Below are 22,226 nucleotides of genomic sequence, written 5' to 3'. Positions count from 1 at the left end.
TCCCGGCAGGGGTGGGGCCCGGCAGTTTGCTCCCCCATCGCCTGCGCCCAACCCATGAATCAACGCCCATAGCCCTGCGCCCGTCCGCACATCCATGGATTCCCCAAGGGTGTTGGCGCTATCCTCATGCGATTGCCAGGAAGACAGGACAACAGCATGAGCCGATTTGTCTACGCCGACCCCGACTCTCTGCCGCACCGCGATCGACAATCCATCAGCAAGCTGTATCGGGCCGATGAGGCCGTGGCGGCGAGGATGCTGCTCGAACGTCTGCCCCAGGATGAGGAGAGCGGCACCCGTACCCGGTACCTGGCCCGTGGTCTGGTCAAGGGGATGATCCTCGCCCAGAAGCGCCAGTCCGGCATGGCGGCGCTGATGCAGGAATATGATCTCTCCAGCGATGAGGGCATTGCCCTCATGTGCCTGGCCGAGGCCCTGCTCAGGGTGCCGGACAAAGCCACGGCGGACCGACTGATCCACGACAAGCTCACCGCCTCCCATTGGGATGCCCACCTGGGGCGTGATCGGCCATTCTTCGTGAATGCCGCCACCTGGAGCCTGTGGCTCAGCGAGCGCATCATCGATACGGATGATCGCCGACGTTGGTTGTCCAGGGTGGTGCATCGCATGCTGGCCCGTATTGGCAGCCCGGTGATCCGTACGGCCGTGCGCCGCACCATGGGCATGCTGGGGGACGGCTTCGTTCTGGGTCGAACGATCGACGAGGCCATGAAGCGGGCGCGTCGCAACGAAAAGCGTGGCTATCTGTATTCCTACGACATGCTGGGCGAGGCGGCCCGCACCGAGGAGGATGCCCAGGTCTATTTTCAGGCCTACAAGGATGCCATCGTGCGCATTGGCAAATCCGTGGACCCGCGCATTGCCATGCGGGAGCGCCCGGGCATCTCGGTGAAGCTCTCGGCCCTGGACAACCGTTACGAGCCCGGGCATGAGGAGCGGGTGCATCGCCGGCTGATGCCGCGCATCCTGGAACTGTGCCAACTGGCCCGGGACTATTACATCCCCCTGTGCATCGATGCCGAGGAGTCCTGGCGCCTGGACCTGTCGCTGGATGTGGTGGAACGCCTGCTGGATGAGTCCAGCCTGGAGAACTGGGAGGGTCTGGGGTTCGCCGTGCAGGCCTATCAGAAAAGGGCCTGGGAGGTGCTGGGCTGGCTGGAGAACAAGGCGGCCCTGAAGCGTCGTCAACTCATGGTGCGCCTGGTCAAGGGGGCCTATTGGGACACGGAGATCAAGGACTCACAGGTCCAGGGCCTGGCCGACTATCCGGTGTTCACCCGCAAGGCGGCCACGGACGTTTCCTACCTGGCCTGCGCCCGCCACCTGCTTCACGACTGTCCGCACCTTTATCCCCAGTTCGCCACCCATAATGCCCATACGGTGGCCGCTGTCATGGAAATGGCTCAGGGCAAGGAGTTCGAACTGCAGCGCCTCCATGGCATGGGTGAGGCGCTTTTTGATCAGCTGGTGGGGCGTGACACCCCCAAGGTGGCCTGTCGCATCTATGCGCCAGTGGGCAGCCATGAACACCTGCTGGCCTACCTGGTGCGCCGTTTGCTGGAGAACGGCGCCAACTCCTCGTTCGTGCATCGCATCCACGAGGATGATCTGGATCATCTGATCGCCGATCCCGCAGCGCAGTTGCGCATTTGCGAGCCGCTGCGCAACCCGCGTATTGCCCTCCCCAGGGATATCTATGGCAAGGCACGGCGTAACAGTGCGGGGCTGGACTTTTCGGATCGCTCCTTGCTGCTGAAACTGTCTGCTCAGATGACGCAGCTCGCCGGGAAGGGCTGGCGTGGTGGACCGCTGGTGGCCGGAGTCATGCGTACGGACCAGGCCCAGGCCGTGATGTCTCCAGCGGATGCCCAGCGCCAACCGGGCAAGATCACCTGGGCCGGTGAGCGGGATGTGCAGGCGGCCCTGGAAGCGGCGGATGCCGCCTGGCCGGATTGGGAGGCCACACCTGCGAAGGATCGAGCCGACATCCTGGAAAAGGTGGCTGATCTTTATGAAAAGCACCAGGCCGAACTCATGAGCCTGTGTGTGGAGGAGGCTGGCAAGAGCCTGCGCGATGCCCATGCCGAGGTGCGCGAGGCGGTGGATTTCTGCCGCTATTATGCCGCCCAGGCCCGTCGCCTGTTCTCGCGGTCTGCCGTATTGCCGGGGCCCACCGGAGAGCGGAACGAGTTGAGTCTGCGTGGGCGAGGCACCTTCCTGTGCATCAGCCCCTGGAATTTCCCCCTGGCCATCTTTACCGGGCAGGTCACCGCCGCGCTGGCAGCCGGTAATGCCGTGGTGGCCAAGCCCGCGGAGCAGACCAGCCTGGTGGCCACCCGGGCCGTGACCCTGATGCATCAGGCCGGCATCCCCGTCAACGTGCTGCACTGCCTCCCCGGGCCTGGTGCGGAGATCGGGCCGTTGCTGGTGAGCGATCCTCGCATCAGTGGCGTGGCCTTTACCGGCTCGAATGAGACGGCGCGGCTGATCAACCAGGGGTTGGCGGAGCGCGAGGGTCCCATCGTTCCCTTGATTGCGGAGACCGGCGGCATCAATGCCATGATCGTGGATTCCACTGCCCTGCATGAGCAGGTGGTGATGGACATCGTGCGCTCGGCCTTCCTCAGCGCCGGTCAGCGTTGCTCGGCCCTGCGGCTGCTATGCGTGCAGGCAGATATCGTCAAGCCGCTTTTGAAGATGCTCAAGGGGGCCATGGATTCCCTGGTGGTGGGAGATCCCCGCTGGCTGGTGACGGACGTGGGCCCGGTGATTGATGCCGAGGCCCTGGAGCGGCTCGAGGCCCATCATCAGACCATGGAGGAGCACGGCCGCGTCCTGCACCGTGCACCACTGGGTGGGGACTGTGAGCAGGGCTTCTTCATGGCACCCTCCCTGTACCGCCTGGAGAGCATTGAGGAGCTGATGGCCGAGGTGTTCGGCCCCATGTTGCATGTGGTGACCTGGCGTGCCCGGGAACTGGATTCCCTGGTGGATCGGATCAACGACCTGGGGTTTGGTCTGACCCTGGGTATCCACAGCCGGATCGATGCCCATGCCGAGGCCGTGACCCGCCGGGCGCGGGTGGGCAATGCCTATGTGAACCGGGATATGGTGGGGGCGGTGGTTGGTACGCAACCCTTCGGTGGTGAAGGGTTGTCAGGAACGGGCTTCAAGGCCGGCGGCCCCCATTACCTGTTGAAGTTTGCCACCGAGCGGGTGGTGACGGTGAATACCGCCGCAGTAGGTGGTAATGCCAGTCTGTTTGCCATGGCAGAGGGGGATGGTGGCGGTGGTGCCAGTGGCCATGATGGGGGCAATGGGCAGAAGCGACTGCCGGCGCCGCAGTCGGCAGGGCGCCGGCGATCATGAATGCGTCAACTACCTGCTCCTGGGGATGAGGGGCGGGCGCCCCATGCTTCAGGAAGTGCTGCTGCCCCCGGAGGTGCTCTTGCTCCGGGCCCGGCTGCGACGTGCGCGGGGCTTGGGTGCGGGCTTCTCCTCGTATTCCTCTTCCATCATCAAAACCGGGTCATCCTCGTCCCGCCGTGACTGGCTGCTGGGCCAGAAGCCATCCCGGGCACGCTGCAGCCAGGCGTTCACGTATTCTTCGATGGCATCCTGGGTGTCCAGCGGCAGGTCCCGGAAGATCAGGGTACCGACCAGGGCGAGCACCATCAGGCCGCCAAGCAACGTGAGCAGCGGTTGCAGAAAGACGATGGTGATCAAGGCGGCGATGCTGAGCAGGATGATGCGTGTTCTTGCGGGCATGGTCTCTCTCAAATGATGTTGTCGGCCCAGGCTATTGGGCGGATTGTCAAGGGCAGGGCGGTACGATAGGGCAATATTTTGCCCCAAGCGCCCGCTGAAGAATACCCCTTAGGTCTGTGCGGACAAGGAACGTGAGGCCTTGGCATCGATCACCTGCTGAGTCACCCGATCCCTTCCGCTGCGCTTGCTGGCATACAGGGCCTCGTCGGCGATGCGGATCATGGCCTGGCGCGGCGGGGGCGGGGTGTGCGCGGGGCAACTGGCGATCCCGATGCTCACAGTGACCGGGATGTGTGTGCCGCCAACCTCCACCGGATTATCCTTGATCTCCTGACGCAGCCGCTCGGCCACCATCAGCGCCCCTTCCGGGCCCGTTTCCGGCATGACGAGCAGGAATTCCTCGCCTCCGTAGCGGGCGGCCAGGTCCGGTTGTCGGGCCAGGTCGGTGAGGATCTGCGCGATATGGCTCAGCACCTCGTCACCCACCGGATGCCCATGGGTGTCGTTCACCTGCTTGAAATGATCGATGTCCAGCATGAGCAGGGAGAATGAGTACGATCACCCTTACTGAGGGTGTTTGCGGGTGGAATGATCACGCAGGGTGAGGTTTGAGGGGGGATCCCCCTCGGGGAGCTTGAACGAACGCGCCCTTTGGGGGAGTCTCTGGTTACCAAGCCAAGAGACACTCACAGTGTGCCATGTTCCGTTGTCCGATCCCCAGTTTTTCCGGTTTCTAATCCACATCGATGAGGCATTGGCGGCCGAGGCGCAGGCGGCCGGGTGCCCGTGTGGCGGCGTGCTACACCGCGCCAACTATCCACGCAAGCCGCGCGGCTGCCCGCCTGCGTTCCGCGCTGAATACGCGACGCGGCTGAGTTTCTGCTGCAGCCAGTGCCGACGTCGGACGACCAGCCAGTCGGTGCGTTTTCTGGGGCGGCGCGTATGGCTGAGCTGGGTGGTGGTGCTGGGGTCAACCCGGCCGGCCGGGCACGGCACGGCGGCGGCTGCGTTGTGTGAAGCGTTATCGATTCCCTGGCGCACCCTGGCACGGTGGCGGCGGTGGTGGCGCGAAGACTTTGTGCGGACCTCGCTGTGGCGGGTGCTGGGTGCGCGGTTCCTGCTGCCGGTGGCTGCGGCACGGTTGCCGAACGGTCTCCTGGAGCAGTTGCCCGGCCAGGAACACGAACCGCTGCGGTGCCTGCTGGCCTTGCTCACCCCACTCACGATCACGGCGCCCGAGGGGCGCTGAGTTCCCGCAGAGGATGCCAATGGTCGAACCGATTCCCGCTGCGTAGCCTTCTCTCCCGGTCGTGGTGCCGCCGGCACCGCGCATATTGGGAGACGAACGTGCATCCACCGAACGATCCTCTGTTGCGTGATCGATGGGCGCGCTTGCGCTTCTCGATCATTGGTCCCTTGTTCGCCGCACCGCCGGAACCGGGAGCATTGCGGGCGGCACTGGCGGCGTTGGCCGAGCGCGTCTGGCGCCATCCCGTCACCGGCACCGAGGTGCGCTTCGGGGTGTCCACACTGGAGCGCTGGTATTACGCGGCACGGTCGGCCCCCGACCCGGTGGCGGCACTGCGCAACCAGCGCCGCCCGCATGGCCACTTCACCGCCATGACGCCGGCCGTGATCGCCGCCCTGGTGCAGCAATACCGGGAACATCCGGGCTGGACGGTGCAGTTGCACTTCGACAACCTGTGCGTGGACCTGGCCGACAGCGAGGTCTGCATGCCCTCGTATCCCACGGTGCGGCGCTATCTGAAGGCGCACGGGATGTTCCGCCAGGCGCGGCCGAAGTGTGCAACCGACGGCGCGATCCTCGCCCGCGACCGATTCGCAGCGCTGGAGGTGCGCAGCTACGAGCTGGACCATGTCTGTGCGCTCTGGCACCTGGACTTCCACCACGGTTCGCGCAAGGTACTGACCCGAGAGGGCGCCTGGGTCAAACCGTACCTGCTCGGCATCCTGGATGACCGCTCGCGCTTGATCTGCCACCTGCAGTGGTACCTGGACGAGACGGCGCAGAGCCTCGTCCACGGCCTGTCCCAGGCACTCATGAAGCGCGGGTTGCCGCGTGCCCTGATGACGGACAACGGTGCAGCGATGATCGCCGAGGAAACCGTTGCCGGATTGCAGCGCCTGGGTGTGCTGCACCAGACGACGCTACCGTATTCTCCCTACCAGAACGGGAAGCAAGAGTCCCTTTGGGGGCGTATCGAAGGTCGCCTGATGCCGATGCTGGAGGGACAAACCCCACTCACCCTCGATGTGCTCAACCAGACCACGCAGGCTTGGGCCGAGCAGGAGTATCACCGCACCCGCCACAGTGAACTCGACACCACCCCGCTGAAACGCTATCTGGCCGGGCCGAACGTCAGCCGGGACTGCCCGCCGGTCGCGGCACTGGCCGATGCTTTCCGTGTTGAGGTCACCCGCCGCCAGCGACGCTCCGATGGCACGGTGTCTCTGGAGGGGCAGCGCTTCGAGATCCCCGCCCGCTACCAGCACCTCGACCGGGTGTCGCTGCGCTACGCGCGGTGGGATCGCACCCGCGTCGACTTGGTCGATCCCCGCACCGGCACCGTCCTGTGCCCGGTGCTGCCGCTCGACAAATCCGCCAACGCCAACGCACAACGACGCGTCCGGCCACCTGCGGCACGCGCGCTCACGCCACTGCCACCCTCGGGGATGGCGCCGCTGTTGCGCCAGTTGCTGGCCGACTATGCCGCCACCGGCCTGCCGCCCGCCTACCTGCCCACCCCAGACCCCGAAGAGGACTCCGCATGAACTCGAAATTACTGGCCCTCTATGGGCTGAAGTGGAACCCATTCGCCACCGAAATCCCGGTCGAGGCGCTCTATGTGCCCGCACGCGTCGAGGACTTCTACTGGCGCATCGAACAGGGCCTGGTCCGCGAAGGCGGCTTCGCCATGATCAACGGCGACCCCGGCACCGGCAAGAGCGTGGTTCTGCGCCTGATCGCGGAACGCCTGGCACGGCTGCCCGATCTCACCGTCGTCGCCATCCATCATCCGCAGAGCCAGTTGGCCGACTTCTACCGCGAGATGGGCGATCTCTTCGGCGTCCCCCTGCGCCCACACAACCGCTGGGGCGGCTTCAAGGCCTTGCGCGAGAACTGGTTCGCGCATCTGGACACCACCCGCCGGCGCGCAGTGCTCCTGATCGACGAAGCCCAGGAAATGAGTCCCGCGGTCCTGTCCGAACTGCGCCTGATGGCCAGCGCCCGCTTCGACTCACAGACGCTCTTGTGCGTGATCCTTGCCGGCGATGCCCGCCTGCCCGAGAAGCTGCGCCGCGAGGAACTGATCCCGCTCGGCTCCCGCATCCGCACCCGTCTGGTCACCGAAGCGGCCAGCCGCGAGGAACTCCTGGCTTGCCTGCAGCATCTGCTCAACACCGCCGGCAACGCCAGCCTGATGACGCCCACGCTCCAGCACACCCTGTGTGACCACGCCATCGGCAACTACCGCCTGCTCACCACCCTGGCCGCCGAACTGCTCGCCGTGGCCGCCCAGCGCGATCTGCCGCAGCTCGACGAGAAACTCTACCTCGACGTGTTCGCCCCCGCAGAAAAACCCACTCCGCGCCGTGCCGCCGCAAGCCGTTGAACCCCTGGAGACCCTCATGCCCGCAACCCTCCATCCGCAATCCCTGCCCTGGCCCGAACTCAGCGACGACGCTGTCGTCGAGTTGCAGGCCCTGCTCCACGACTTCCTGATCTTGTTCGAATCCCACTACCTGGGGCAGATCCACCGCTACCACGACGAACGCTCGCAGGAAAATATGACCCAGCTCAGCTTACTGTCCGACGTCCCCCTCCCGACCGAGGACCCAGACAACCCTCCGTTCTGACGTCCTCCCAAGACCTACGCCCAAGACGCCGCCGAACTCCCTCCCGGGCGCCGGCGGCGTCTTGCTGATCAGGCCCCTTAACGAACGTGATCAGGAGGACATCAATTCGGGTGATCACACTCAGGAGAAGGCGTTGCGATAGCGGCGGCTGCGCTGAATCTCCCTTTCCACCAGTTCCTGCATATGGGCATGGTTGAACAGACCCGTCATGCCATCCCGCTGCGCCCGTTCCGCCAGGCCGTGGGCCTCGACCAGTGTTCGGATAATGGGGCGCAGGGTCGCGACGGTCAGGGCGAAGATCACCAGCACCAGGAGCCCGAGTATCAGGGTGAGGCGACCCAACTGTTCGTTGGTCTCCGCGAAGAAGCGCTGCTCGTTCACCACGGCGAACAATTGCCAGTCCGTGCCCTCAAGGTCCAGGACGCGGACGAGATGGCCGGATGCCTGTTCTTGCCCCTGTCGAAAGCGCTCCAACGCCTCCAATGAGTCCATCGGTGCCTGGGTTCGTGGCCAGAAGAGAATGTCCCCGGCTGGGCCGGCCAGGCCAAAGGTCATGGTGCGCAGGTCGCGTTCCTGGGGTCTCTCGATGACTGCTTTCAGGGCGCTGGCGTTCACGTAGAGCAGGTCCGAGCCCACCCAGCCGGCGGCAGGGTCGATGATGGGGGAGCAGTAGACCAGCACCGGGTATTCACCCAGCGGCATGGGCTCAAGCAAGTGGATACCTGAATCCTTCCGTGCCAGACAGGCTTCGGCGGGGCTTTCGTCTGGCAAGAGGCCGACCTGCAGAAACCGTTCCCCCGACGGGCCAAGGCGCTCGATGCCCAGTAACTCATCATTGGCAATGAGGGCGTCGGCCAGCTTCGGGTTGCTGAAACCACGCAGTGCTGCCAGGGAGAGGCGTCCTTGCAGGTGATCCACCTGCTGCTGGCGGATCGCGGTCCGGCTGGCGGTCTGGCGTGCCAGGGCAAAGTGTCGGTCGAGAACCCCCTGTACCAGCCACTGGGACGCTCGCATGGAGAAATCGATCTCTGATTCATGTCCCGACCGCAGGCGATCCGCCAGGGGCTTGAAGCCGCCCAGATAGAAGGTGGTCGTGAGCAGCAGGCAACTGAGGCCCGCCACCAGGTAGACCATGAGTATGTTCGGCTTGACGGTGTGAATCACGGATAGGTGTCAGTGCATCCCCACGCCGGGGCTGCTTCCCTGGCGGAAATCAAAGTGAGAACGTCGTTTTTGTCAGAGGCAGTCGACCGGCATTCCCCGTGATCCGATTTGGCCGGGGTGTTATATTCACTGCAAGTCTTTTCCATGATACCAGCCTATCGCCCAGACGCGGGCCCCTCGCTATGCCCCAGACCTACAGAGAAACCGGCCACCACGTCCTTGTAGTAGAGGACAGCCGGTCGGTGGCCGGGCTGCTGGCCAACAAGATCGCTGAGTTGCCGGATCTTCAGGTGAGAGTGGCCGGCTCCCTGGGCGAGGCCAAGGCTGCACTTGAGGAGGGCGCCGAGCAGTTTTTCCTGGCCGTGCTGGACCTGAACCTGCCGGATGCGCCGGACGGGGAGGTGGTTCCCTGGGTGCTTGATCAGGGCATTCCGGTTCTGGTCCTCACCGCGGGCGTGAGCGACGATGAGCGGGACAGGCTCATCGATCTGGGCATTATCGACTACATCAATAAGGACAATCTCTCCGAGATCGACCATGTGGTGCGTTCGGTCGGGCGTATCCATCGTAATCGCAACATTGGCGTGCTGGTGGTGGATGATTCCACCTCTGCTCGGGCCTACCTCATGGCTCTGCTGCATCGCTATGGCTACCGGCTGCTGGAGGCAAAGGACGGGCAGAGCGCACTGAAGCTGCTGGAAGAGCGGGGCGATCAGATTCACCTGATGCTGTGTGATCAGCACATGCCCGGCATGGATGGCATCACCCTGATCACCCGTGTTCGCCAACGTTATTGCCGCACCCGGCTGTGCATCATCGGCATGTCCAATCATGGCTCGGGCATCCTCTCAGCCCGTCAGCTCAAGGCCGGGGCCAACGATTTCATTACACGGCCCTTCCTGGAAGAGGAGTTCTTCGTGCGGGTAAACCAGAACGTGGCCCTGATCGAACTGATCCAGGAGATGGAAAGCGCCGCCAACCATGATCCGCTGACCAGCCTGTTCAACCGCCGATACCTGGCCGATGCCGGACAGATGCTGCACGAGGCAGCACGCAGGGGTGGGCGTGGCCTGGGTGTGATCCTGATGGATCTGGATTTCTTCAAGCATATCAATGATCGTTTCGGTCACTTCGGGGGGGACGAGGTGCTCACCCAGGTGGCCAAGGCGCTCAAGGCCCGGGCGCGTGCCTCGGATATCCTGGTACGCTACGGCGGTGAGGAGTTCTGTCTGGTGGCGCAGGACGTTGATCAGAAGGCTGCCATCGCGCTGGCCGATAGCCTGCGCCAGGCGGTGGCCAGCATGGAGTTCTGTCTGGACAGCGAGTGCGTCAAGCTCACCTTGAGTGTAGGGGTGACCACCCGCCTGGGAAGCAGCCTGGAACAGATGCTCCACGACGCGGACAACGCCCTGTATCAGGCCAAGGAATCCGGTCGCAACAGGGTGGTGGCCACCCCGGTCACGGACTCAGGGGCACAGGACCGCACCTGAGGTCGATCAGAATTCCCCCACCCAGGTCACACCCAGGCTACGGCCCGGTGCCCGCAATTCCTGCACTCCCGGACCACTGGCCAGGCGTTCGCTGGTCATTTCGTTGACGTGCTCCCGGTAATCCCGGTCCGCCAGGTTGGTCACAGCCAGGGTGAGTTCCTGTTCGCGGAAGCCGCCGCCAGGGCCGAAGCGGTAGCCCACCCGGACATCGGCAGTGGTGAAGCCGCCGGTTTCGCGTTCACTTGAATTGCTGAAGCGTTCCGCCACGCGGTCCTGTGAGGCGACCGCTCGGACCCGCGCCTCCCATTGCCAGCCTCGGGGTGCACCACTGAGCAGTCCCAGGCTGAGTTCCGACGGGGGCATCTGGTACAGGGGTTCATCAAAGCGTGAATCCCGATTATCCCCGCGCAACCAGGTGCCGCTGGCCAGTGCCGTGAGCCGGTCCGTGAGGTCGTGTTCCAGGCTGAACTCGGCGCCACGGATACGGGCTTCACTCAGGTTGACGGTTTGCTTGGTCGGGGCCTGTGCACCGAGAAGGACCTCTCCTCCAATATAATCCTTGATGCGGCTCTCATAGATCGCCACGGTGTAACGGGTACTGCCCAACTCGCCGCGGGCGCCGATCTCCAGGGTGCGGTTGCGTTCGGGGTTCAGTTGGGGATCACTTTGCCAGCGGAAGCCGTCGCTGTATGCATAGGTCAGGTAGCGTTCGAGCAGTCCGGCGGAACGAAAGCCTTCAGACAGGCTGGCGTAGGGGTTAAAGGCGGGATCAGCGTGCCAGATGGCACCCGTGGACCAGGACAGGTTGTAGTCGGTGCTCTCGAGCGGCCCCCCAACCCTCAAGGCTTCGCGGGCGCGGCCATGCACCTCGTCGTATCGCGCACCCAACGACAGGGTCACGTTATCCAGATGGATATCATCCTGAATGAATAGGCTGCGAGACTCGAGTCTTCCGCGCTCGATCAAGGGTGTGCGTGATTCGGGATGGAAATCATTATTAGCGGATCCCAGATAGGACACTGGGCTGGCCCGGAGTTGCCAGCCCTCGATACCCGCCACGAGCACGTGATTGGGAAAAGGGGACGTTTCCCATTGAATACGCAGCCCATCTGTCACGAAATCCGTATCGGAGGTGCGATAATCACTTCTCAGTTCCCGGCTCCAGTCGTAATTGCCGCGCTCCAGCTTTTGGCGGTAAACCGATGCGGAAAGCAAGCTTTCCCAGGCATCGCCCACGTCCCAGTCATAGGTGAGTTCCAGCAGGTCGCGTGTCTGTGTGGGTGTGTAGTGGGTGTTCAGGCCGGCGGGTGCTGCTCCGCCCTGGACCTCCGGATCAGCAGCAGTAAGAAAACGCCGCGACGCCAGATACCACACATCCTCCCGTCGATCCCGCTGTGCCCGGAACTGCAGTTCGTGGCCGTCCGCCACCTGCATTCGGTAACGCAGGTGCAGCGCCTGTTGCTCCGTGCCGCTGTCCTTGAGCCTTTCCCCCTCCCCGGTGCGATAGTCGTCTGTATCCAGATAGGCGGCCGACACATCCAGCACGCTGCGCGGTCCCGAGACCGACGCCCCCAGGGAGCCGCGAATCCCGGTGTCCACGGACGAGTAACCCAGGCTCGTCCAGCCCCGGGTCTCGGGCTCGGCGGTCATGCCGCCACCGCGGGTGATGATGTTGATCACCCCTCCCATGGCGCCCGCCCCGTAGAGCACCGAACTGGGGCCACGGATCACCTCGATGCGCTCCACCAGATCCATGTTCACATACGAGGCCAGTGACCCCCGGGCCGGCGGCTGCATGGCATTGATGCGAACCCCATCCACCAGCACCAGTACCTGATCACGCTTGAGCCCCCGGATGATGGGGTCCACCCCCACCGAGCCGTCCACAGCCACCGACACGCCCGGCTCACCCCTGAGTACATCTCCCAAAGTGCGACCCTGGCGCCAGCGCACGGCATCTCCCTCGATCACGTTCACCGCGGCAGCGGTTTCCGTGATGGCGGCTTCATAGCCCTTGGCCGTCACGGTCATGGGGGGGAGGGCGACCGACGTGTCCGCCAGGAGTGTAACGGGGAGGGCAGAAGTGGTGATCAGGGCAGTGAGGGCACGCAGACGCATGGATTCTCTTCCTCATGGTGGTTTGTCTTCATGACCCGCTTCTTCGGCGCCAACGGGCAGCCAGGCGGGCTTATGAGTCGGAATCATATGCATTTATCATGGAGATTACACGAGTTGATCCGTAGGGTTATCCCGTCCTTCTCTCGCCGGGAATAGAGCGTCGAGCCGGTGATGAGGAGCGAACATGTCACATGGCATGGGAACCCCCACCACGAGGACCGCAAGACCCATGAAATTCATACCTGCCCTGATAACAACCCTGTCGATTGCGGCTCTCATGATGGGATGTGCCACCCGCTATCCCCTGGACATCCCGGAAGAACAATGGGAGACCATGACGTCGGAACAACGTCTGCAGGCCCGCCAGCAACAGGCGGCTCTGGATCAGGCCCGTGCCGAGCAACGGGCCGCCCAGGCCCGGGCCCGTGAGGAGGAGGCCGCCCGGCAACGGGCGGAACTGGAGGTTCGACGTCAGGAAGCGGGATTCGGCGAGCGGATTCAGTGCGTGCTCAGCGATGCTGAGGCTTATCTGGGCGGCAGTTGGCGGAGCGTGCAGCCCCTGGCACTGGATCTGGTGCAGGGCATGGAACTGGGCTTCGAGATGCAGGCCGTGGAAGATGGCCGTGTGCGTCGACGTGGCACGGGGCATGCCTATTTCGACGGCACGCGCCTGACCCTGTGCCCCCGCTCAGGGCAATACCAGAACCAGGCGTCCGCCTGTGCCCAACTGGTGGGTACCACCAATGACTATCGTCGCGGGCTGCGCGAGCAGGTGGATGGTCATCGATTCCTGCGGGGGCAGCTGCGGTGCGACCTGCACCCTGCCAGTGCGGTGCCCCGCCGGCGGAACTGAGCCGGGAGAACCTCATCCCGCTCCCGCAAGTCGCTCTACATCAATATATCCGCAAAAAGTTCCCGGATCCTGCCTGATTACGTTTGACAATAAGATTGATTATCAACAACAATGACGCCACTGCCTTGGTGGTGTTTGGCGACAGCGGGCGCTGCCGGGCTCCAAGCGTTGTCAAGACGTCTGCGAGAGTCTCCACATGAACGAGCACAAACCCAGGCATCCGGCCACGCCCGATGCCGTTCGAGCACAGGAGGGAACGGCAAATGCCGGCCTCTCCCCGGGTGGTAAGGACCCGCTGTCCAGCCGATGCCTGCTGAAAGGCCGTCGCCAGTTGCAGATCGAGCACTTGGGGGAGATCTACACCCTGCGTCTGACCAGTAAGGGAAAACTGATCCTGACGAAATGATCCACTGCCCGGGGGATGGGCATCGTCTCTCGGGTCGTTATCCGCCAGCCAGCCAGAAGTCCCAGGGCTTCAAGCCAGCCAGTCAAAACAGGTCGAGTCCATAGGAGTCCCGTTGTGCCAATGATTGAAGCCAAACCACCCCGCATCCACCGATGCACCCTTGCCGTCAGTATTGCCCTGGGGTCCTTTGCTCTGGCGCCGCTGGCCGCGTCGGCCAATCAGAGTGTCGAACTGGCACCGATCGCCGTGACAGGTGCTGGTTTTGAACAGCTGATCACCGAGACCCCGGCGAGTATCTCCGTGATCACCCGTGAGGAGTTGCAACGCCGGCAGGTAAGCAGCCTCGCCGAGGCCCTTGAGGGAATCGAAGGCGTCAACGTCCGCTCCCTGGATGCCCGGGATGGCAAGACCGGCAACCAGTCCATCAGTCTGCGCGGCCTGCCGCGGGAATACACGCTGATCCTGATCGATGGTGTACGACAGAATCCGCGTGGTCTGGTGACCCCCAACTCCTTCGATGACACTCAATCCGTGTTCATTCCGCCGGTAGCCGCCATCGAGCGCATTGAGGTCATTCGTGGCCCCATGTCCACCTTGTATGGCTCTGATGCCATGGGCGGTGTGGTCAATATCATCACCCGCCGTCCGGGAACCGAGTGGAATCGTTCGGTTTCGGTAAGCAATACCTTCCAGAGTGATTCCCGCTTTGGCGGAGAATCCACGCTGGAGGGTTATGCGGCGGGTCCGCTGATTGAGGATCGTTTATCTTTGCAGGTTTACGGGCGTCTGTTTGAGCGCGGCGAATCACAACTCCGGATTCCCGGTGTGGATCCATTTGATGATCAGCGACTTGTGGAGAGCGCCACCATGGGCCAAAACCCTGTGGGTGCGAATGTCTCCACTGTGGGTGGCCAATTGCTGTTTACGCCGAACCAGCGACATGAGCTGACTGCCACATTCAATTACTCCGAGCAGGAGTATAATAATGACCGTGGGCAGATTGGTGGTTTGCATAGACTGCAAGGTGATGAGGGTCCTTGCGCCTCGGGAAGTGTGAATGACCCGAATTTCTGTCGTGGCTATGAGCGGGAACTGCAGTTCAACCGCTCCCAGTTTACCCTTGGGCATCTTTGGGAACTGGATTACGGATTTCTCGAAACCCAGTTGACCCGGGATTTCCTGGAGACGAGGGGGCGCACCATCGCGGCCGGTAGCGGCTTACCGCTGGAGCAGGAAGGGGGACCCCGCAAACTGGAACTGGAAACCTATATTCTGGATACCCGCCTAGTGAGCTTTTTAGGCGATCATGTGCTAACAGTAGGCGGCCAGTATATTGATCCGGAACTGACTGATGGCGTGTTCGGTGGTGGATCCGTGAACGTGTCCCAGTACAGTCTGTTTGTGGAGGACGAGTGGTCTGTAAGGCCTGACCTGACTCTCACAGGAGGATTGCGTTACGATAATAACGACGCTTTCAGCGGCCGCTTCAATCCCCGTGCTTATGCGGTTTGGAGTGCAACGGATGAGTGGACATTCAAAGGTGGTGTGGGCCGTGGATTCCGTGCTCCGCAAATCCAGGATTTGACCGATGGAGTCATTGGTTTTGGTGATCGGGGTAGCACTCCGATCCGGGGTAATCCCGAACTGGAGCCAGAGATTGCCACCAACGTGGAGGCCTCCGCACTTTACGATAATCAACAGGGATTCAGAGCCCAGGCTACGGTGTTCCGCACTGAGGTCAAGGATCTGGTGGAGCGGGGTACCGGTGCAAATGAAGGCCGATCGCTGAACATTGGTGAAGCGGTGATCCAGGGTCTTGAGCTGGAAGGTTCCTACCGCTTCAATCCTGCCTGGACTCTTTCCGCTAACTACACCTATACCGATAGTGAGGTGACCAAGACCCAGCTGGATACCGGGGAACGGTCACAAAGAATTGCCAGCAAGGAAGGTGACCCCCTGACGAGTGTGCCTGATCATATGCTCAACGCCACTCTGGCTTGGCAGGCGACCCCACAACTTGAAACCTTCCTGTCTGCAGAATATCGCAGCAGCGCATTCCGCCCGCGCAATTATCATGAGCCCATGACTGGTGGCAGTTCGCAGGGGGCTGTGGAGGAAGGCTGGCGTGACAGTAACAAGGTGATCGGGGATTTCTCTGGCTACACGCTGTGGAACCTGGGCGCCAACTATCGCGTCAACGACAATGTTCGTGTCAATGGCGTGATTGCCAATCTGCTCGACAAGGACTTCAAGGACTACAAGACGTATGACCGTTGTCAGGGCGGGGGTTGCACGGTTGTTGAAGATGGTGGCTTGAGCAATCGCTACAACACCATCCTGCCCCGCCGTGCGCTGTTCGTATCGGTGAACGCCGACTTCTGATGGCGGCCTGGCAAAGCCGAGCCCGTTGACCCGGATGGGTCTTGGGCATAAAAAAACCGGGCCCGCCATTCACTTGGCGGGCCCGGTTTTTATTGCGTGTCAGTCAGGCATGACACGCATGGAGCCTGCTTACTTACCACGCTCCATCGTGCGCTCCATGCGCTGCATCATTTCACGCAGGCGGGCATTTTCTTCCAGCGCACGGTCGGCCTTCTGGTTGGCTTCGTTGGCGGTGCGGTTGGCGCTGTCAGCGGAGGACTGGGCCTGCTCGGCGGTGCGCAGGGCCTGATCGGCCGTCACGCTGGCATCGTCGATCTTCTGGCGTTGTTCTTCCATATTCTGGGTGGTAGCACAGCCGGTGCCCAGCACCAGTGCGAAAGCGGCAGCGGGAACCACGGCAAATCTGATCATACCTTTACGCATCGTAACCTCCATTACATAGAGTCGTTGTTTTTTGGGGGGGATCGCTTGAGCATGGGGTGCCCCAAGGCATTTCTGCCATCACCCCAACGGCTGAATTCTGCAAGGATTCGAGCGGTTTGAGTGTAACAGGTCAAGTGGCATATCAGTACAGCCCGATTGCCAGTCTTGTGACCCGTTCACAAAACGCGATATTCCGCAGTGCATCATCAGTGCGCGGCATCGTCAGCAGGTGCACCCTTGTGGTGCGGGTCAGCGGAGAGGGTCGATTGATAAGTCATTTTAAATCAGTGACTTATGATGTGGCATGCGGTTTGCAAATTCATGGTTGTCTGGCAAGTCTTGCATCACCGCCTTGTCGGTCATCTCGTTCACTCCTCCTGCTTGCGGGGTATCTCAGGGTACCCCGTTTTTTTTGGGTTTTTGGGCTGCTTCAGCCCTCGCGTTCCAGACGGCTGACGGTTGCCACCGGCGAGCCGGTTTCCACCAGCGGGTTGCGGCGAATGGAGGTGAGCAGGCCGCTCACCGGGGTCTTGAACTCCTTGATGAGGGCTCCCGTGTCCCGGTCATAGAGGTAGCCGATGAGGTCCCCGCCATGGAGCCAGCGCCCGGGGTCCTGCCGGAAGACGAACAGGCCTCGGGCGTCGCTGGTCAGTTCAAAGATCTGGTTCTGGCAAAAGTAGTGCAGATCATCTTCTTCTTCTGCGAGGCTGATCTCCTGGATCACTTCAGCATGGGTGAGGAAGTTGACCAGGGCGCGGAACAGGCGCTCACACAGGGCGGGCTGTAGTTCACCGACGCGTCCGGCCTTGAGGTAGAGGTTTTCTCCGCCGGCCTCCTGCCAGGCGGGCAGCCAGGGGGAGTCGTCATTCATGCGCCCTGAGTGCTCAATCACTGCGGCCAGGCCGAACAGGCAGGCAGAGGCGCGTTCGTCGTCGCTGGGATCCATGAGGGATACCTGCGGCAGGGCATCCATGCCGTCCGTCCCATGACCGACCTCCACCCGGTAGAAGGCCTGCCGGGTCTGTTCGGCCACGGAGTCGGCCTGATCGGCATGCGGACAGGGGGCGATGAGGATCCTCTTGCGCAGGCGGCCCCGTGCGGATTCGCCCGCTTCAAGGCTTTTGAGGAAGGCACTGAGGCGGCCCAGGACGAATTGGCCATTGACGTTGGCCTCGCCCCCAGGGTTGACCAGAGCGACTCGGGGTCGTCGGTCGGCGGGCCCCAGATCGTGAACCGGGTTTGCGGGTGTGTTGCTTTGATCTGCCATCGGCATCCGATCCTTCTGGGTTGCATGTGGCCCAATAGGCCGCATCCGTTACAATCGCGGGTCTCAATCCTGAGTGCAAGAGTGAGCTGCCATGCCCCTGGGCCCCGTCATGCTGGATCTGGAGGGGACCACCCTCACCGCCGCTGAGAAACGCCTGCTGTGCCATCCCATGGCGGGCGGGGTGATCCTGTTCACCCGTAATTTCCAGTCAGTGGAACAACTGACCAACCTGGTGACCCGGATCCACGCCCTCAGGGATCCACACCTGCTGGTGGCCGTGGATCATGAGGGGGGCAGGGTACAGCGTTTTCGCGAAGGTTTCACGAAGCTGCCTCCCATGGCCCGCCTGGGCAAAGTGTACGACAGGAACCCCACCGAGGCACGTCGCAGGTCCCGCCTGCTGGGCTGGCTGATGGCGGCGGAGTTGCGTGCCACGGGAGTGGATTTCAGCTTTGCGCCAGTGCTGGATCTGGCCCACGGCTGCAGCGGTGTGATTGGTGATCGCGCCTTTCATCGCTCGCCCCATGTGGTGGCCGATCTGGCTGTGCAGTGGATGCGGGGGATGCGCTCGGCGGGGATGGAGGCGGTGGGCAAGCACTTCCCTGGCCATGGCGGCGTGCGCGCCGATTCCCACCTGGAATTGCCGGTAGACGAGCGACCGCAGCGGGATATCCTGACCGACGACATGCTGCCCTTTGAGCGCCTGGTCGAGCAGGGCATCGCCGGGCTCATGCCCGCCCATGTGGTGTACTCCGGGGCCGATGGGCTTCCGGCGGGTTTCTCGCGTTATTGGTTAAAGGACATGCTGCGCGGACAGTTGCGCTTCCAGGGGGCCATCTTCAGTGATGACCTGAGCATGGCGGCCACCGAGACCTTCGGGGATTACGGCGAGCGGGCGCTCAAGGCCCAGGCTGCCGGTTGCGACATGATGCTGGTATGCAATCATCCCGAGGGCGCGGCCCAGGCGCTGGATGCCCTGGCAGGGCACGAGGCGCCCGTGGCCATGGCCAGGCTGGCAAGGATGCACGGTCGACGGGCACCGGACTGGAAGGCACTTCGCAGCGATCCGGAGTGGGAGGCGGCCGTGGCCCTGGCGGGGGCGATGGATGATTCCTCGAACATGGAATTGCCGGTGTGACAAGGGTTTGGCTGATCCTGGGATAAGCCGGCCTTATACATTGGCGGGAGTGGAATAGCCTGCCTATAATGCCGCCTGAACCACCAAAGGAGTTAGAAAATGGCCGACAAATTACTCATTATTATGGTCAATACCGATCCCAAGAACCCTTCCGAACTGGGGGCCCCGTTCTTTCAGGCCACCGTGGCCGCAGCCATGGAATATGACGTGGAAGTGGTCATGACCGGCCGTGCCGGAGAACTCGCCAAAAAGGGCGTGGCCGAGAACCTGTTCGTTCAGGAAGGCAGCCCCAAGTCCGTGTACGACTTCATCAAGGATGCCCACGAGGCGGGCGTCAAGTTCAAGGTATGTACGCCTACGCTGGATCTTTGGGGGGATGATATGATCCCGGAGGTGGACGAGACCGTGGGTGGCGCCTATGTGATTGGCGAAGCCATGGATGATGATACGGTGACGTTCACCTACTGAGCGGTTTCGCTTGTCTCCTCTCCCCGGTGGGAGAGGGGGCGAGGCCTTCAGTGGCTCACTTCATTCACCAAACACAAAGGGTTGTCATGTCTGTTACCCCGGAGCATGTCGCACAGGTCTACGCCGAAGCCGATTGTCTGGTCTCGAAACAACAAGTGGAGGCGGCAATCGACCGCATGGCCGAAGCGATCACCCGGGATATGAAGGATCAGAACCCCTTGCTGCTCTGCGTGATGACCGGTGGCGTGGTCTTCACCGGCCATCTGCTCACCCGCCTGCATTTTCCGCTGCAGGTGGATTATGTGCATGCCACCCGTTACCGAGGCGAACTCAAGGGAGGCGACACCCTGCACTGGATCATGGAACCCCAGATTGAACTCAAGGACCGCACCGTCCTGGTTCTGGACGACATCCTGGATGAAGGCCACACCCTGGCCGGCCTCCTGGAGTATTGCCGTCGGCAGGGAGCCAGCGTGGTTCGCAGCGCGGCCCTGGTTCTCAAGCATCACGATCGCCGCGTGCCCGGCCTGGAAGCCGACTACGTGGGGGTGGAAGTGGAAGATCGCTATGTCTTCGGTTATGGCATGGACTACAAGGAGTACCTGCGCAACGCCAACGGTATCTACGCCGTGAAGGGCTGTTGAATCGCCGTGTCCTGACCGTATCCGTGCCGCCATCGGGCGGCCTGAATGTTCCCCAAAGTACGAGATATCCATGACTGACAGTACCATTGCCATCATCGGTGGCACCGGCCTGACCTCCCTCAATGGCCTTGAAATCACCCGTCGCGAGATGATGCACACACCCTATGGTGAGCCCTCCGGACCCATTACCCATGGTGTACTGGCCGGACGGGAAGTGATGTTCCTGGCACGCCATGGTTACGGGCATACCATCCCGCCGCATCGCATCAACTACCGGGCCAACCTCTGGGCATTGAAGAACGCCGGCATCAGCCGCGTGGTGGCGGTGGCCGCCGTGGGTGGCATCACCCCCGAGATGTATCCGCCCCGGATCGTCTTCCCCGACCAGATCATCGACTACACCTGGTCCCGCGGGCATACCCTGTTCGAGGAAGACCTGAGCCACGTGACCCATGTGGATTTCACCGAGCCCTATTGTTCGGAGTTACGCCAGTGTCTGCTCGCTGGCGCCAAGTCCATCGGTCTGGATGCGTATGATGGTGGCACCTACGCCGCCACCCAGGGTCCGCGCCTGGAAACCCGGGCCGAGGTGGACCGCCTGGAGCGGGATGGCTGTGATCTGGTGGGCATGACCGGCATGCCCGAGGCGGGCCTGGCCCGGGAACTGGGTTTGGGTTACGCCACCTGCGCCGTGGTGGCCAACTGGGCCGCTGGTCGCGGCGAAGGCGCCGGGGAGATCTCCATGGAGGATGTGGAGAAGAATGTCAGTGAAGCCATGGTGAACGTGCGTCGTCTGTTGGAGGCGGTGATTCCGACCATGTAGGTCCGGTGGGTGATGAGGGTTGTGCCCGCCGCCCCCCTCATCCCTGGCCCTTCTCCCCACAGGGGAGAAGGGAAACCCGTCCCTCAGGGCAGCACGCCCCAGAACGGTTGCACCTGCACCGTTTCGCCCGGCGCCACCTGGTTCTGCTCCATCTCCAGCACAATGAAGCAATTGGCCTCGCTCATGGAACTGAGCACACCGGAACTCTGGGATGGGGTCGCCCGGACCTGCATCCCACCCACGTCATCCAACTCCAGCACCCCTCGCTGAAACTCGATCCGCCCCGGACGCTTCTTCAGCGGGCTCTGGCAGATCGCCGGGAACAGGGGGGGCAGCCCTGGTTCGGCAATCCCCATCATCCGTTGCAGCATGGGCTGCACCAGTTGATAAAAGGTGACCACCGCCGAGACCGGGTTGCCCGGCAGGCCCACGAAGACGGCCTCCCCCACGCGACCAAAGGCCAGCGGACGCCCGGGCTTGATGGCCACTTTCCAGAAGTCCACCTGGCCTACCTGACCCAGGATGTCGCGGATATAGTCCGCTTCCCCCACCGAGACACCACCGGTGCTGATCACCACATCGGCACAGGCCGACGCATCCTCGAAGGCCGCCTTCAGGCTCTCGCGGGCGTCGGGGATCACCCCCATGTCCAGCACTTCCACACCCAGTGCGGTGAGCATGCCAAAGAGGGTGTGGCGATTGCTGTCGTAGATGCCTCCCGGTGGCAGGGGCTGACCCAGGGGTGTGAGTTCGTCGCCCGTGGAGAAAAAGGCCACCCTCGGGCGACGGCGCACGGTGACTTCCACCAGCCCCAGGGAGGCCAGAAGGCCCAGGCGCGCCGGGGTGATCGCCGCTCCGGCGTCCAGCACCGTCTCACCCTGTTGGACATCCTCGCCGGCACGGCGGATATTCTCGCCGGCACGCGGCCCGGCGGGGATGATGATCTGATCGCTTTCGCGCGTGACCTTCTCCTGCATGATCACGGTGTCGCAGTCTTTCGGCATCATGGCACCGGTCATGATGCGCACGCATTCGCCTGGTCCCACTGAGCCGGTGTAAGGCTTGCCGGCCCAGGCGGTGCCCATCAGTTCCAGTCGTACTGATCCCTGCCCGGGCAGGTCTGCACCGCGAAGGGCGTAGCCGTCCATGGCGGCGTTGTCATGGCCGGGTACGGCAATGGGGGCCAGGACCGGTTCGGCCAGCACCCGCTGCAGGGCGGTGCGCAACCCAAGCCGTTCGTGACCGGCCACCGGGGCCACGGAGTCGAGCATCCGTTGCCGGGCCTGGTCCAGCGTCATGGAGTCCGGGTCATGGTCATCGTGACAATGAGCGGGGGCAGGCGTATGGGCTTGGGTCATGGCAGGCGTCGCAGTCGTGTTGAG

Annotated in this window: 20 protein-coding genes; 13 read left to right on the top strand and 7 right to left on the bottom strand. The window is 62.8% G+C overall.

The window, feature by feature from the left end; translation table 11 throughout:
- The first annotated feature begins 156 nt into the window (after positions 1 to 156).
- The gene (putA, locus tag ECTOBSL9_RS14565) at positions 157 to 3,390 is read left to right on the top strand and encodes a bifunctional proline dehydrogenase/L-glutamate gamma-semialdehyde dehydrogenase PutA (RefSeq protein ID WP_082829979.1); all 3,234 of its coding nucleotides are present in this window, start codon (positions 157 to 159) and stop codon (positions 3,388 to 3,390) included.
- Between the two features lie 48 nt (positions 3,391 to 3,438).
- Here putA and ECTOBSL9_RS14560 read toward each other — a convergent pair whose 3' ends face one another.
- Positions 3,439 to 3,789 (bottom strand): hypothetical protein, encoded by a 351-nt coding sequence (locus ECTOBSL9_RS14560; protein ID WP_063465651.1) that lies wholly within the window; start codon positions 3,787 to 3,789, stop codon positions 3,439 to 3,441.
- Positions 3,790 to 3,897: 108 nt separating this feature from the next.
- Positions 3,898 to 4,326, bottom strand: coding sequence for a GGDEF domain-containing protein (locus tag ECTOBSL9_RS14555; RefSeq protein WP_063465650.1), 429 nt, complete (start codon positions 4,324 to 4,326; stop codon positions 3,898 to 3,900).
- A gap of 169 nt (positions 4,327 to 4,495) precedes the next feature.
- Here ECTOBSL9_RS14555 and ECTOBSL9_RS17350 point away from each other — a divergent pair, with 169 nt between their 5' ends.
- From ECTOBSL9_RS17350 to ECTOBSL9_RS14535, 4 genes are all read left to right on the top strand, one after another.
- Positions 4,496 to 5,038 (top strand): hypothetical protein, encoded by a 543-nt coding sequence (locus tag ECTOBSL9_RS17350; RefSeq protein ID WP_205632059.1) that lies wholly within the window; start codon positions 4,496 to 4,498, stop codon positions 5,036 to 5,038.
- Between the two features lie 98 nt (positions 5,039 to 5,136).
- On the top strand, positions 5,137 to 6,582 hold the full coding sequence (locus ECTOBSL9_RS14545) for a DDE-type integrase/transposase/recombinase (RefSeq protein WP_063463909.1): 1,446 nt from the start codon (positions 5,137 to 5,139) through the stop codon (positions 6,580 to 6,582).
- Positions 6,579 to 7,424: an ExeA family protein gene (locus tag ECTOBSL9_RS14540; protein ID WP_063463908.1), complete on the top strand. Its 846-nt coding sequence runs from the start codon at positions 6,579 to 6,581 to the stop codon at positions 7,422 to 7,424. Before ECTOBSL9_RS14545 ends, ECTOBSL9_RS14540 begins: the two co-directional genes overlap by 4 nt.
- Before the next feature lie 16 nt (positions 7,425 to 7,440).
- A complete protein-coding gene (locus tag ECTOBSL9_RS14535) occupies positions 7,441 to 7,668 on the top strand; it encodes a hypothetical protein (protein WP_063463907.1) in 228 nt (75 codons plus the stop codon).
- Positions 7,669 to 7,788: 120 nt separating this feature from the next.
- On the opposite strand, the gene ECTOBSL9_RS14530 is transcribed toward ECTOBSL9_RS14535, so the two are convergent.
- On the bottom strand, positions 7,789 to 8,832 hold the full coding sequence (locus ECTOBSL9_RS14530) for a hypothetical protein (protein WP_156500151.1): 1,044 nt from the start codon (positions 8,830 to 8,832) through the stop codon (positions 7,789 to 7,791).
- Between the two features lie 182 nt (positions 8,833 to 9,014).
- On the opposite strand from ECTOBSL9_RS14530, the gene ECTOBSL9_RS14525 reads away from it, so the two are divergent.
- The gene (locus ECTOBSL9_RS14525) at positions 9,015 to 10,322 is read left to right on the top strand and encodes a diguanylate cyclase (protein ID WP_063465648.1); all 1,308 of its coding nucleotides are present in this window, start codon (positions 9,015 to 9,017) and stop codon (positions 10,320 to 10,322) included.
- A gap of 6 nt (positions 10,323 to 10,328) precedes the next feature.
- Here ECTOBSL9_RS14525 and ECTOBSL9_RS14520 read toward each other — a convergent pair whose 3' ends face one another.
- On the bottom strand, positions 10,329 to 12,440 hold the full coding sequence (locus ECTOBSL9_RS14520) for a TonB-dependent siderophore receptor (RefSeq protein ID WP_063465647.1): 2,112 nt from the start codon (positions 12,438 to 12,440) through the stop codon (positions 10,329 to 10,331).
- Between the two features lie 229 nt (positions 12,441 to 12,669).
- Here ECTOBSL9_RS14520 and ECTOBSL9_RS14515 point away from each other — a divergent pair, with 229 nt between their 5' ends.
- The 3 genes from ECTOBSL9_RS14515 (at position 12,670) to ECTOBSL9_RS14505 (ending at position 16,081) form a co-directional block, all read left to right on the top strand.
- Positions 12,670 to 13,293 (top strand): hypothetical protein, encoded by a 624-nt coding sequence (locus tag ECTOBSL9_RS14515; RefSeq protein WP_156500150.1) that lies wholly within the window; start codon positions 12,670 to 12,672, stop codon positions 13,291 to 13,293.
- A 196-nt stretch (positions 13,294 to 13,489) separates the two neighbouring features.
- Positions 13,490 to 13,699, top strand: a complete 210-nt coding sequence (gene hemP, locus ECTOBSL9_RS14510) for a hemin uptake protein HemP (RefSeq protein WP_063465645.1) — start codon at positions 13,490 to 13,492, stop codon at positions 13,697 to 13,699.
- A 120-nt stretch (positions 13,700 to 13,819) separates the two neighbouring features.
- Positions 13,820 to 16,081, top strand: coding sequence for a TonB-dependent receptor domain-containing protein (locus ECTOBSL9_RS14505; RefSeq protein WP_063465644.1), 2,262 nt, complete (start codon positions 13,820 to 13,822; stop codon positions 16,079 to 16,081).
- Positions 16,082 to 16,210: 129 nt separating this feature from the next.
- Here the strand turns inward: ECTOBSL9_RS14505 and ECTOBSL9_RS14500 are convergent, their stop codons facing one another.
- Both ECTOBSL9_RS14500 and ECTOBSL9_RS14495 read right to left on the bottom strand, forming a co-directional pair.
- The gene (locus ECTOBSL9_RS14500; RefSeq protein ID WP_082829978.1) at positions 16,211 to 16,492 is read right to left on the bottom strand and encodes an Lpp/OprI family alanine-zipper lipoprotein; all 282 of its coding nucleotides are present in this window, start codon (positions 16,490 to 16,492) and stop codon (positions 16,211 to 16,213) included.
- 442 nt (positions 16,493 to 16,934) lie between these two features.
- Positions 16,935 to 17,771: a succinylglutamate desuccinylase/aspartoacylase family protein gene (locus ECTOBSL9_RS14495; RefSeq protein ID WP_063465642.1), complete on the bottom strand. Its 837-nt coding sequence runs from the start codon at positions 17,769 to 17,771 to the stop codon at positions 16,935 to 16,937.
- Between the two features lie 91 nt (positions 17,772 to 17,862).
- Here ECTOBSL9_RS14495 and nagZ point away from each other — a divergent pair, with 91 nt between their 5' ends.
- The 4 genes from nagZ to ECTOBSL9_RS14475 all read left to right on the top strand — a co-directional run bounded on the left by nagZ (position 17,863) and on the right by ECTOBSL9_RS14475 (position 20,844).
- Positions 17,863 to 18,909 carry a beta-N-acetylhexosaminidase gene (gene nagZ / locus ECTOBSL9_RS14490; protein WP_063465641.1) on the top strand — a complete coding sequence of 349 codons (1,047 nt, stop codon included), beginning with the start codon at positions 17,863 to 17,865 and terminating at the stop codon, positions 18,907 to 18,909.
- Positions 18,910 to 19,008: 99 nt separating this feature from the next.
- Positions 19,009 to 19,377, top strand: a complete 369-nt coding sequence (locus tag ECTOBSL9_RS14485) for a DsrE/DsrF/DrsH-like family protein (RefSeq protein ID WP_063465640.1) — start codon at positions 19,009 to 19,011, stop codon at positions 19,375 to 19,377.
- An 86-nt stretch (positions 19,378 to 19,463) separates the two neighbouring features.
- On the top strand, positions 19,464 to 20,021 hold the full coding sequence (locus ECTOBSL9_RS14480; protein WP_063465639.1) for a hypoxanthine-guanine phosphoribosyltransferase: 558 nt from the start codon (positions 19,464 to 19,466) through the stop codon (positions 20,019 to 20,021).
- A 70-nt stretch (positions 20,022 to 20,091) separates the two neighbouring features.
- Positions 20,092 to 20,844 carry an S-methyl-5'-thioinosine phosphorylase gene (locus ECTOBSL9_RS14475; protein ID WP_063465638.1) on the top strand — a complete coding sequence of 251 codons (753 nt, stop codon included), beginning with the start codon at positions 20,092 to 20,094 and terminating at the stop codon, positions 20,842 to 20,844.
- 83 nt (positions 20,845 to 20,927) lie between these two features.
- Here ECTOBSL9_RS14475 and glp read toward each other — a convergent pair whose 3' ends face one another.
- Complete coding sequence (gene glp / locus ECTOBSL9_RS14470) at positions 20,928 to 22,202, bottom strand: gephyrin-like molybdotransferase Glp (protein WP_063466234.1); 1,275 nt, start codon at positions 22,200 to 22,202, stop codon at positions 20,928 to 20,930.
- Positions 22,203 to 22,226 lie beyond the last annotated feature (24 nt).

The organism is Ectothiorhodospira sp. BSL-9 (assembly GCF_001632845.1).
In the GTDB taxonomy this organism is placed as follows: domain Bacteria; phylum Pseudomonadota; class Gammaproteobacteria; order Ectothiorhodospirales; family Ectothiorhodospiraceae; genus Ectothiorhodospira.
The sequence above is the reverse complement of the archived record's forward strand: the minus strand, read 5'-3'. Positions and strand labels throughout refer to the sequence as shown.